Source organism: Arthrobacter sp. Dra40 (assembly GCF_059091905.1).
The window spans coordinates 50,917-61,829 of record NZ_JBNHHB010000028.1; the positions used below are offsets into that span (position 1 = coordinate 50,917).

Annotated in this window: 12 protein-coding genes; 6 read left to right on the forward strand and 6 right to left on the reverse strand. The window is 65.1% G+C overall.

Translation table 11 applies throughout. The features are described 5' to 3' along the window. The first annotated feature begins 18 nt into the window (after window positions 1-18). Both AC5RWT_RS14170 and AC5RWT_RS14175 read left to right on the forward strand, forming a co-directional pair. Window positions 19-1,743: a glycoside hydrolase family 10-like protein gene (locus AC5RWT_RS14170; RefSeq protein WP_494080731.1), complete on the forward strand. Its 1,725-nt coding sequence runs from the start codon at window positions 19-21 to the stop codon at window positions 1,741-1,743. A gap of 9 nt (window positions 1,744-1,752) precedes the next feature. After that, entirely contained in the window at window positions 1,753-2,118 is a 366-nt protein-coding gene (locus AC5RWT_RS14175; protein WP_494080732.1) for a hypothetical protein, read from the forward strand. 12 nt (window positions 2,119-2,130) lie between these two features. Here AC5RWT_RS14175 and AC5RWT_RS14180 read toward each other — a convergent pair whose 3' ends face one another. Then, a complete protein-coding gene (locus AC5RWT_RS14180; RefSeq protein WP_494080733.1) occupies window positions 2,131-2,520 on the reverse strand; it encodes a VOC family protein in 390 nt (129 codons plus the stop codon). Between the two features lie 175 nt (window positions 2,521-2,695). Here AC5RWT_RS14180 and AC5RWT_RS14185 point away from each other — a divergent pair, with 175 nt between their 5' ends. Further along, window positions 2,696-3,259, forward strand: a complete 564-nt coding sequence (locus AC5RWT_RS14185; RefSeq protein ID WP_494080734.1) for a dihydrofolate reductase family protein — start codon at window positions 2,696-2,698, stop codon at window positions 3,257-3,259. A gap of 3 nt (window positions 3,260-3,262) precedes the next feature. Here the strand turns inward: AC5RWT_RS14185 and AC5RWT_RS14190 are convergent, their stop codons facing one another. Both AC5RWT_RS14190 and glmS read right to left on the reverse strand, forming a co-directional pair. Next, on the reverse strand, window positions 3,263-3,613 hold the full coding sequence (locus tag AC5RWT_RS14190) for a holo-ACP synthase (RefSeq protein WP_494080735.1): 351 nt from the start codon (window positions 3,611-3,613) through the stop codon (window positions 3,263-3,265). A 240-nt stretch (window positions 3,614-3,853) separates the two neighbouring features. Then, window positions 3,854-5,755 carry a glutamine--fructose-6-phosphate transaminase (isomerizing) gene (gene glmS, locus AC5RWT_RS14195; RefSeq protein WP_494080736.1) on the reverse strand — a complete coding sequence of 634 codons (1,902 nt, stop codon included), beginning with the start codon at window positions 5,753-5,755 and terminating at the stop codon, window positions 3,854-3,856. A gap of 152 nt (window positions 5,756-5,907) precedes the next feature. On the opposite strand from glmS, the gene coaA reads away from it, so the two are divergent. The 3 genes from coaA to mscL all read left to right on the forward strand — a co-directional run bounded on the left by coaA (window position 5,908) and on the right by mscL (window position 8,168). Beyond that, window positions 5,908-6,885, forward strand: coding sequence for a type I pantothenate kinase (gene coaA, locus AC5RWT_RS14200; RefSeq protein ID WP_494045963.1), 978 nt, complete (start codon window positions 5,908-5,910; stop codon window positions 6,883-6,885). Window position 6,886: 1 nt separating this feature from the next. Continuing rightward, window positions 6,887-7,705: a M15 family metallopeptidase gene (locus AC5RWT_RS14205; protein WP_494080737.1), complete on the forward strand. Its 819-nt coding sequence runs from the start codon at window positions 6,887-6,889 to the stop codon at window positions 7,703-7,705. 64 nt (window positions 7,706-7,769) lie between these two features. Further along, a complete protein-coding gene (gene mscL, locus AC5RWT_RS14210) occupies window positions 7,770-8,168 on the forward strand; it encodes a large conductance mechanosensitive channel protein MscL (RefSeq protein ID WP_494080738.1) in 399 nt (132 codons plus the stop codon). Between the two features lie 153 nt (window positions 8,169-8,321). On the opposite strand, the gene glmM is transcribed toward mscL, so the two are convergent. The 3 genes from glmM to rplM form a co-directional block, all read right to left on the reverse strand. Continuing rightward, window positions 8,322-9,686: a phosphoglucosamine mutase gene (gene glmM, locus AC5RWT_RS14215; RefSeq protein WP_494080739.1), complete on the reverse strand. Its 1,365-nt coding sequence runs from the start codon at window positions 9,684-9,686 to the stop codon at window positions 8,322-8,324. A 206-nt stretch (window positions 9,687-9,892) separates the two neighbouring features. Then, window positions 9,893-10,387 (reverse strand): 30S ribosomal protein S9, encoded by a 495-nt coding sequence (rpsI, locus tag AC5RWT_RS14220; protein WP_205754396.1) that lies wholly within the window; start codon window positions 10,385-10,387, stop codon window positions 9,893-9,895. Between the two features lie 37 nt (window positions 10,388-10,424). Beyond that, a complete protein-coding gene (rplM, locus tag AC5RWT_RS14225) occupies window positions 10,425-10,868 on the reverse strand; it encodes a 50S ribosomal protein L13 (RefSeq protein WP_494045959.1) in 444 nt (147 codons plus the stop codon). Window positions 10,869-10,913: the final 45 nt, after the last annotated feature.

Below are 10,913 nucleotides of genomic sequence, written 5' to 3' on the forward strand. Positions count from 1 at the left end.
GTCGCTGCGGGCGTATCGTTGACCTACTATCAGGTTCTGGTGAAGCGGGGGCTGGCCATGACTGGCGGCGGTTCGGGATCCAGCGGCGCCGTCACCCGGCGCCAGTTCACCACGGCGACGGCCCTGACCGTGTTCTGCGCGGCAGGCCTGCTCGGCGGCAGTCTCTCCCGGGCGGTCACCGCCGGCGGCCCCGGAGTCCCGCTCGAGTTGAGCCTGGCGGCGGCGGTCATCAACAGGGTCTACCGCGTCACCGCCCGCGAACCGGCCCGGGTCACGGACATGCCCAAGCACGAGTTCCGCGGCTTCTGGCTCTCCACCGTGCTCAACATCGACTGGCCGTCCCGACCCGGCCTGACGGCGGCGGCCCAGCAGACCGAACTGCGCAACTGGCTGGATCTGGCCCGCAACCGGAACCTGAATGCCGTCATGCTGCAGGTCCGCCCGGCCGCAGACGTCTTCTGGCCCTCCGCTGCGGGCGAGCCTTGGTCCCGCTACCTGACCGGCACACAGGGACGGAACCCGGGCTACGATCCCCTGGCCTACGCGATCAGCCAGGCGCATGCTCGGAACCTGCACTTGCACGCATGGTTCAACCCGTTCCGTGTCTCCCTGACAACCAATCTGGCCGACCTGATTTCCTGGCATCCGGCCCGAAAAAATCCCAGCTGGACCTTCACCTTCGCAGGCCGTCGCTACTACAACCCCGGCATCCCCGCTGTGCGCAGCTTCATCATCAAGGTGATCGCGGAAGTCGCGGCGAAGTACGACGTCGATGGCATCCACCTGGACGATTACTTCTATCCCTACCCGGTCGCGGGGCAGAGCATCCCGGACTCGGCCGCCTACAACACCTACCGGCGCGCGGGCGAGAGCCTGCCGGATTTCCGCAGGCGCAGCGTCAATAGCTTCGTCCGCGACCTGAACGCCAAGATTTTCGCCACAAAGCCGCGGATGCTGTTCGGCATCAGCCCGTTCGGGATTTGGCGCAACAAGTCGACCGACAGCCGGGGATCGGCCACCTCCGGCCTACAGAGTTACGACGCCACGTTTGCCGATTCCCGGCTCTGGGTGAAGCAGGGCTGGATCGACTATGTGGTCCCGCAGCTCTACTGGCACCAGGGCAATGCCGCCGCGGACTACAACACGCTGGTGAATTGGTGGGCGGCGCAGGTCAAGGGCACCAACTGCAAGCTCTACATCGGAGAGGGAGCCTACAAAGTGGGCGACGCCGCCCAGGGAGCCGCTTGGCAGAACCCGCGGGAACTCTACAACCACACGGCCAAGTGCCGGGCAACCTCAGGGGTCAGCGGGCAGGTTTATTTCTCCGCCACCTCGGTCCGGGCCAACCGGCTGAACAGCATCGGCCTGGTGAAGGACAAGTTCTACCGGCGCGTGGCCATGACTCCGGTGATGTCCCACCTGGGCGCCCAACGACCCTACGCGCCGCTGATCACCAGCGCACGGTGGAACGGCACCGCCGTCGAACTCATCTGGAGGGGCGCCACCAGCGGGACGCTGCCGCGGCACTATGCCATCTACCGCTGGGAATCCAACGGCGCCGCGGCTGCCGTGATCCCCTCCCAGGCCGGAGCGCTCCGGCGCGTGCACCGGCGCCGCGGCAATCCGGAGCGTTTTGTGGACACGGGCGCGGTTCGCGGACACACCTATTGGTACCTGGTGGTCGGCATGAGCGACTTGATGGTCGAATCCGCCGCGGCCTCCGCCATCTTTATTCGGGCCTAAGAGGATGTGATGTTGCAACCGCCCCGGTCAGACGGCGACCAGGACCTTGTCCTGCTCAAGGCTCTGGCCCGCCGGTTTTCCGATGACCCGCTGGTTGAAAGCGGCACCATGTTCCGCAGTCCTGGCCTGCGGGTCGGTGGAAAGATCTTCGCGTTCCTGGGCCACGGACACCGGCTGATCGTCAAGATTCCACGGCAGCGCGCAGAAACTGCTGTTGTTTCCGGAGCGGCAGAACCGGTGACCATGGGACAACGGACGATGAAGGAATGGGTGGCTTTCCCTGCGGTGCCCAACGACGCGCCAGCCACCGAGCAGTTATGGCGCAGCGTCGTCGACGAGGCCTACGGGTACGTCAAAAACCTGGGCGGCGGCTGAGGGCGTCCGCCGTCACTCCGTTCCCTGCTGTGCGGGCTGGAACAGTTCCACTAAATTCCCGGCCGGGTCGGTGAGCAATATCTGGCGACCGCCTGGGCCTTCCACCACGTCGCTGCGGAACTGCAGCCCCGCACCGCGCAGCCGGCCGATCTCTGCGTCCAGGTCCTGGACGATCAGGTGGATGCGGTTGCACCCGGGGGCCGCATACTCCGCCGGCGTGGCGCGGGCCCCCGAACTGGGCGGCCCTGATAACAACAGCCGCAGCGGGCCGCGCGTCACGTCGGCAAAGCCGGGGAATTGCGTGTGGACGGTGAAGCCGAAAATCTTTGTGTAGAAGTCGACGGCCGCCCCCACGTCGTCCACCAGATAGCGGACGCTTGCGTACTGGTCCGGTGCTGTCACGGCTCATTCTCCCTCGATCATGGCCTGCTGCCAGTGTCAGCAGAATACATCGCGCTGTTGGCGCGGAATAGGCGGGATCCGCGGCGCCGGCGATTGCTGAACCCGTTCCCCTGGCGGACGAGGTCGGGAACAATGGGACGACGCCCCCGCCCTTCCGATCAGCCCAGGAGTGATCGTGGCAAAACTGTTGTATTCGGCCATCATGTCCCTGGACGGTTACATTGCCGACCAGAACGGCAACTTTGACTGGAGCATGCCCGACGACGAAGTTCATTCGTTCGTGAATGACCTGGAGGATCGTGTCGGAACGTATCTTCTCGGTCGCCGGATGTATGAGGTAATGGTCTTCTGGGAAAGGGTGCCAACCGGCCCGGACGTTCCGGCCGTCGAACGAGACTTCGCAGCGTCGTGGCTGCGCAAGGACAAGGTGGTCTATTCCCGGACCTTGGAAAAGGCCGCGAGCGCCCATACCCGGATCGAGCGGGAGTTTGACCCGGAGGCCATACGACGCATGAAAACCGAGGCAGCTGAAGACCTGAGCATCAGCGGACCGGATCTGGCCAGCCACGCGTTTAAGGCAGGTCTGGTCGATGAGTGCCAGTTTTTCGTTTCGCCCGTCGTGGTCGGTGGCGGGAAGCGCTTCCTGGCGGAGGATATGAAAGTGGATCTCAGGCTGCTGGACGAGCGGCGCTTCGGCAATGGAGTGGTGTACTTGCATTACCGGGTGGCGGGCGGCTAACCGCTACTTCTCAGCTACCACCATGGCCGTGGCCAGATCGCCGTCGTGGCTCATGGACAGATGCCAGTACTTCACACCCCGGGTCTTGGCCGCCGCGGCTACGGTGCCGGTGAATTCCGGATACGGGTCTCCCCCTGCGTCGACGCAGATGGTGCAGTCCTGCCAGTTCATTCCCGAGGGAGCGCCCAATGCCTTGGCGATCGCTTCCTTGGCGGCAAAGCGGGCCGCCAGCGACCTGGTATTGAGCTCACGCTCGGCGGGGGTGAAAAGCCGCTCAAGCAAAGCCGGGGTGCGCTGCAACTGCCGGCGGAATCTGGAAACTTCCACCACGTCCACGCCGATGCCAACGATCATTTCCCGGCTCCGGCCCGAACGGCCCACGGCGAGCGGGCGCACCGGGGCGCCAGCGCGGGCTCCGAATCGGAGCGGAGCGTGCACCGCACCGGCGGCACCGACAGCAGCCGCACCCGCAACCGCAGCGCTGCCCGCCCCGCGCGGACCCGACGCTGGGGAACGGAGCAGTCCCCGATCCTGTTGTACGGGGATCGGGGCGCTGCAAAGAGGAGGCGTGTGGCCATGCTTGCCTGCTGCCTGTTATTCGACGGTGACGCTCTTGGCCAGGTTGCGCGGCTGGTCCACGTCGAAGCCTTTGGCCGTCGCCAGTGCGCACGCGAAGATCTGCAGCGGAACCGTGGTCAGCAGCGGAGCCAACAGGGTGGGCGTCTCCGGCACGAAGAAGACAAACTCCGCGAAGTCCTTGACCGCAGTGTCGCCTTCTTCAGCGATGACGATGGTCTTGGCGCCGCGGGCCCGGATCTCCTGGATGTTGGAGACCACCTTGGAGTGCAGCGAATTGCGTCCGCGCGGCGAGGGCACCACCACGAAGACCGGCTGACCTTCTTCGATCAGTGCGATGGGTCCGTGCTTGAGCTCGCCGGCGGCGAAGCCTTCGGCGTGGATGTAGGCCAGTTCCTTCAACTTCAGCGCGCCTTCCATAGCGACGGGGAAGCCCACATGCCGGCCGAGGAACAGCACCGATTTGGTGTCCGCCATGCGGACAGCCAGGTCCTTGATGTCCTTGGCGTTGTCCAGCACATTTTGGATCTTGGCCGGGATCTTGCCCAGATCGGCCAGGATGTCCCTGATCTCGCCCTGGAACTTGTTGCCGCGAAGCTGCGCCAGATAGAGGCCCAGCAGGTAGGCTGCGGTGATCTGCGCCAGGAAGGCCTTCGTCGAGGCAACGGCGATTTCCGGACCGGCGTGCGTGTAGAGCACTGCATCGGCTTCACGCGGGATGGTTGAACCGTTGGTGTTGCAGATGGCCAGTACCTTGGCGCCCTGCTCCTTGGCATAGCGGACGGCCATCAGGGTGTCCATGGTTTCGCCGGACTGGGAGATGGCCACAATCAGCGTGTTCGCATCCACGATCGGGTCGCGGTAGCGGAACTCGTGCGAAAGCTCCACCTCCACCGGAATCCGGCACCAGTGCTCGATCGCGTACTTCGCCACCTGGCCGGCGTAGGCCGAGGTGCCGCAGGCCAGCACGATGATCTTGCTGACCGTCTTGAGCAGCTCCGGATCGATCCGCAGCTCGTCCAGGGTCAGCCGGCCGTTGAGGTCGGCCCGGCCGAGCAGAGTTTGGCCGACAGCCTCGGGCTGGTCGTTGATTTCCTTCTCCATGAAGGACGGGTAGCCGCCCTTTTCCGCGGCAGCCGCGTCCCAGTTGACCTCGAATTCGGTCCCCTGGGCGGTGTTGCCGAAGAAGTCCGTGATTTCGAAGGCGTCCGGGGTGATGGTGACGATCTGGTCCTGCTCCAGCTCCACGGCGCGGCGGGTGAAGTCGATGAAACCGGAAACGTCGGAGCCCAGGAAGTTCTCGCCCTCGCCCAGTCCCACGACCAGCGGCGAGTTGCGGCGAGCAGCGACGACGACGTCGGGCTGGTCCCGGTGGATGGCCAGCAGGGTGAAGGCACCCTCCAGCCGCTGGCAGGCCGCCTGCATGGCTTTGGCCAAGGTGGCGGTGGCAGGGTCCTTGGCCACCAGCGAACGGTAAATGTCTCCGAGCAACACTGCGGCCACTTCGGTGTCGGTTTCCGAGCGCAGCGTGTAGCCCTTGGCCAAAAGGGACGCCCGGAGTTCGGCGAAGTTCTCGATGATGCCGTTGTGGATCACGGCAAGCTGGTCATCGTCGGCCAGGTGCGGGTGCGCGTTCTGGTCGGTGGGGCCGCCGTGCGTCGCCCAGCGGGTGTGGCCGATGCCGGTCAGCGACTCGGGCAGCGGGTCGGCCTCAAGTTCGTCCAGCAGGTTGCTCAGCTTGCCCGACTTCTTCCGCGATTCGATTCCGGACTCGGAAATGACCGCCACTCCCGCGGAATCGTAGCCGCGGTATTCAAGGCGGCGAAGACCCTCGAGCACAACATCCAGGGCGCTGTGATCAGCAACGCCGACTCCGGCCCCGCCGTCGCGGCGGCCAACATATCCTACGATTCCACACATGGGGTTAAGGGTACCTGCCCGCAGACCAGCTGCTGACAGCATGTCCCCTTCGCCCGGCCATCAGCCGCTGAGGGTGAGCTGGCGGCGTAACCCGGCGCGCCGCCGTCGCGCGCCTTTTGGGATTTGAAACCCGCAGCAGGCACAATTCATAGGTGACTGATGCGACACCGAAGACGACGGCGTCAAGCGGTGAGAGTAATTTCACACCATACGTTGAGCTGGACCGGCAGACCTGGTCCCGGCTGTCCAACGAGATTGAACAGCCCCTGGACCAGGATGATATTGAGCGGCTCCGGGGCCTGGGCGACGCCCTGAACCTGGATGAGGTCCGCGAGGTCTACCTGCCGCTGTCCCGCCTGCTCAACCTGTATGTGGGCGCGGCCGGCGAGCTGCACAAAGCCACCACCACGTTCCTGGGCGAAACCACCCGCCGCACCCCGTTCGTGATCGGCGTGGCCGGTTCGGTCGCCGTCGGAAAGTCCACCACGGCACGCGTGCTGCGCGAGATGCTGCGCCGCTGGCCGGACACCCCGAACGTGGAACTGATCACCACTGATGGGTTTCTCTACCCGAATGCCGAACTGGCGCGGCGCGGCCTGATGGAACGCAAGGGCTTCCCGGAGTCCTACGACCAACGGGCGCTGCTGCGGTTCGTGTCCGAGGTCAAGTCCGGTGCCGAAGAAGTGCGGGCGCCCTGGTACTCGCATCTGACCTACGACATCGTGCCGGACAAGGAAGTGGTGGTCCACCGCCCGGATGTCTTGATTGTTGAAGGTCTGAACGTGTTGGCTCCGGCGCGCCCGCGGGCGGACGGACGGACCGGACTGGCGTTGAGCGACTTTTTCGATTTCTCCATTTATGTGGACGCCAAGACCTCCTATATTGAGCAGTGGTACGTCAACCGCTTCCACAAACTGCGACGGACGTCGTTCGCCGACCCGGAATCCTATTTCCACCGCTACGCCTCGCTCACCGACACCGAGGCCACCGAGACGGCGCTGGGCATCTGGCGCCGGATCAACGAACCGAACCTAAGGGAGAACGTGCTGCCCACACGCGGGCGGGCACAACTGGTGCTCACCAAGGATGCGGACCACTCGATCCGCAGGATGCTGCTGCGGAAAACCTGATATGGCTGCTCTGAGGGCCCCGGTGCTCGCCGCAGGCCTGGCCGCCGTGCTGGTCCTGCTCACCGGTTGCGTTCCGGCGGAAGAAACCACCCCCTCCCCCACTACGACCTCGGCCGCGCCGGGTCCCTCAGAGGACGCAACTTCCCTGCCGGTTCCGTCACAGAGCCCGAAAGCTGCGAAGAACAAGAAGAAGAACGACGACGCTGCCCGTGCCCGGGAGAACCACACCGATCCGGCGAGCATCGGCGTCGTCGTTAACAAGCTCCGGCCGCTGGTCCCGCTGGACTACCACCCCGACGACCTGCGCCGGCCGGCGGTGAGCATCGCAACCGGCGGCGAATCGGCTTTGCTGCGTGACGCCGTGGCAGACGCCACCGAGGAGATGTTCAGCGCGGCTGCGGCCGACGGGGCGCCGATGGTCATGGTCAGCGGATTCCGTTCCTATGCCACCCAGATGGACACCTACCACCACTGGGTCCGCCAGCACGGAAGCGAAGCCGCCGCGGACATGATTTCAGCACGCCCCGGCTATTCCGAGCACCAGACCGGCCTGTCCCTGGACATCGGCGACAGCACTGGAGCGTGCAACCTGCAGCAATGCTTCGCCGACACTGCTGCCGGGATCTGGGTCGCCAACAATGCCGTGCGGTTCGGGTTCATCATCCGCTACTCGCCCGGGGAAGAAGCTGTGACCGGGTATTCGCCCGAACCGTGGCACCTGCGTTACGTGGGCAAGAAGGTGGCTGGGACGATGGCAAAACGAGGCATCAACTCGCTTGAGGAGTACTTCGGGCTTCCCCCCGCTCCCCGCTATTCGTGACGGCGTCGGATGCTTGCGGCGTGAATCCGCTGACTGCCCGAGGAAGGGCGATACATTGGGCGACATGATCAACGGGTTCAAAGAATTCATCCTGAAGGGCAACGTCATTGACCTCGCCGTCGCGGTGATCATCGGCGCATCCTTCGGCGCCGTGGTTAATGCCTTGGTCAACAGCGTGCTGATGCCGTTCATCGCCGGCCTGGTCGGGTCGCCCAACTTCGACAGCTTCCTGCTCTGGAACTTCAACGGCAATGAGGTCGCCTTCGGTGTCCTGCTCACGGCCATCGTGAACTTCCTGCTCATTGCCTCCGCGATCTACTTTGTGGTGGTGGTCCCGATGAACCACCTGATCGAGCGGCGCAACCGCCGCCTGGGCATCAACAAGACCGAAGAAGCCGTGGACCCGCAGATCGCGCTGCTGACCGAGATCCGCGACGCGCTTCAGGCACGCAACCGGATGTAGCCACCAAGCACCGCAACCGGCAAATAAACATCGTCAGGCCCGTCCCGCACCACTGCCGGGAGGGCCTGACGTTTTGACCGGGTCGCCGTAGCGCGCTGGGACCAGTCGGCGCGCAGGAGTTAGCCGGCGCGCCGGGAATAGTCGGCGCCGGAGTTAGTCGATGTCGGCAGGCTGCAGTGCCAGGTGCTGCTTCACCGTCTGGGCCAGTTCCTCGGCGGTGGCCTGAGCGGTCGCCATGTCGGCGGCCTCCACCATTACCCGGACCACGGGCTCCGTGCCGGAGGGCCGCAGCAGCACCCGGCCGGTCTCGCCCAGTCGGGCAGAGGCAGCCTCGACGGCCGCCTGGAGCGGCTGGTTGGTCTGGACGGCGCCCTTGTCCACGTCCTTGACGTTGATCAGGACCTGGGGCAGCCGGACCATCAGCCGGGACAACTCGGACAGCGGCTTGCCCGTCTTGGCAAGCTGTGCGGCCAACTGCAGGCCGGTCAGCACGCCGTCGCCGGTGGTGGCATAGTCCGAGAAGATGACGTGGCCGGACTGTTCGCCGCCCAGCGAGTAGCCGTTGGCGCGCATGTTTTCCAGCACGTAACGGTCGCCCACAGCGGTTTCCTCGATCCGGATGCCCGCTTCCTGCAGCGCCAGCTTCATGCCGAGGTTGCTCATGACGGTGGCCACCAGGACGTCGTCCTTGAGCCGCCCCGCTTCGCGCAGGGCAAGTGCCAGGATCGTCATGATCTGGTCGCCGTCGATCACCTCCCCGCGCTCGTCCACGGCCAGGCAGCGGTCGGCGTCCCCGTCGTGCGCAATACCCAAATCTGCGCCATGCTCGACGACGGCGGCCTGCAGCTTTTCCAAGTGGGTGGAGCCCACGCCGTCGTTGATGTTCAACCCGTCCGGCTCGGCACCCATCACCACAATGTCCGCACCGGCGGCGCGGAAGACTTCAGGCGAGCAGCCGCTGGCGGCACCGTGGGCGCAGTCGAGGACTACCTTCAGGCCCTCGAGGCGGACGGGCAGGGTCTGCAGCAGGTGCAGGATGTAGCGGTCCTCGGCGTCGGAGAAGCGCTGGATCCGTCCGACGTCAGCGCCCGTGGGCCGCAGCCGCGGCCGGGACATTTCCTGCTCGATCGCGTCCTCGACCTCGTCCGGCAGCTTGTGCCCGCCGCGGGCGAAGAACTTGATGCCGTTGTCCGGAGCCGGGTTATGCGAGGCGGAGATCATGACGCCGAAGTCGGCGTTCAAGTCCCCCACCAGGTAGGCAGCCGCGGGTGTGGGCAGCACGCCGGCGTCGAACACGTCGACGCCGGAACTGGCCAGACCGGCCTCCACGGCAGAGCTGATGAACTCGCCACTGGCACGCGGATCCCGGGCGATCACCGCCGTCGGGCGCTTGCCGCTCTCAACTTGCCGGTGGCCAAGGACCACCGCGGCGGCCTGGGCAACTTCCAGCGCGAGCTCTGCAGTGATCAACCCGTTGGCCAGGCCGCGGACTCCGTCGGTACCAAATAATCTAGACATTGCGAATCATTTTACGGCAGGGATCGGGCGAGACGGTTCACAGCGTGTCGGCGGTCATATGAAGCGGCCACCGGCCCGGGTGCTTGCCCGCGCGTGGGGCGCTGAGTGACCGGGCGCCGGTTCGCGCACGGCAGCTTAAACGGCCGCGAGGCCCCGCAGCAGATGCTGAGGGGCCTCGCGGTGGAAGCACAGACTTCCGAAGCGGTTTAGCGCTTCGAGTACTGGGGTGCCTTGCGGGCCTTCTTGAGGCCGGCCTTCTTGCGCTCGATGATACGGGCGTCGCGGGTGAGGAAACCGGCCTTCTTCAGCGTCGGGCGGTTGTTCTCGCGGTCGATCTCGTTCAGCGCGCGGGCAACACCCAGGCGCAGCGCACCGGCCTGGCCGGACGGGCCACCGCCGTGGATGCGGGCGATGACGTCGTAAGCGCCTTCCAGATCCAGGATCTTGAACGGATCGTTCACCTCCTGCTGGTGCAGCTTGTTCGGGAAGTAGTTCGCCAGTTCCCGGTCGTTGATGGTCCAGTTGCCGGAACCCGGAACCAGGCGCACGCGAGCGATGGCCTGCTTGCGGCGACCCACGGCAGCTCCGCCGACGGTCAGGGCCGGGCGTTCCTTCTTGGCGGTCTCGGTCGCCTCGGATGATTCCGAGGTGTAGCTGGTGAGGGTTTCGCCCTCAGCAGCGGTGTTCAGCTCTTCAGCCACGATTCTCCTTGAATTAAGTTTCTAGTGGTGGCCGGCGCTACTGGGCGACCTGGGTGATTTCGAAAGTCTTCGGCTGCTGGGCAGCGTGCGGGTGCTCGGCACCCTTGTAGACCTTCAGCTTAGACAGCTGCTGGGCAGCCAGGGAGTTCTTCGGCAGCATGCCCCTGATGGCCTTCTCAACTGCGCGAACCGGGTTCTTTTCCAGCAGTTCGGCGTAGCTGACGGAGGACAGGCCACCCGGGAAACCGGAGTGGCGGTAGGCACGCTTCTGTTCGAGCTTGGCGCCGGTCAGGGCAACCTTCTCTGCGTTGATGATGATGACGAAATCGCCCATGTCCATGTGAGGAGCAAAGGTCGGCTTGTGCTTTCCGCGCAGCAGTGTTGCGGTCTGGCTGGCAAGACGACCGAGGACAACGTCGGTGGCGTCAATGACGTGCCACTGGCGGTTGATATCGCCGGGCTTCGGAGTGTACGTACGCACGGTTTTTGCCTTCGTTTGGTGTTCTAAGGTAGCGGCGCATTCTTC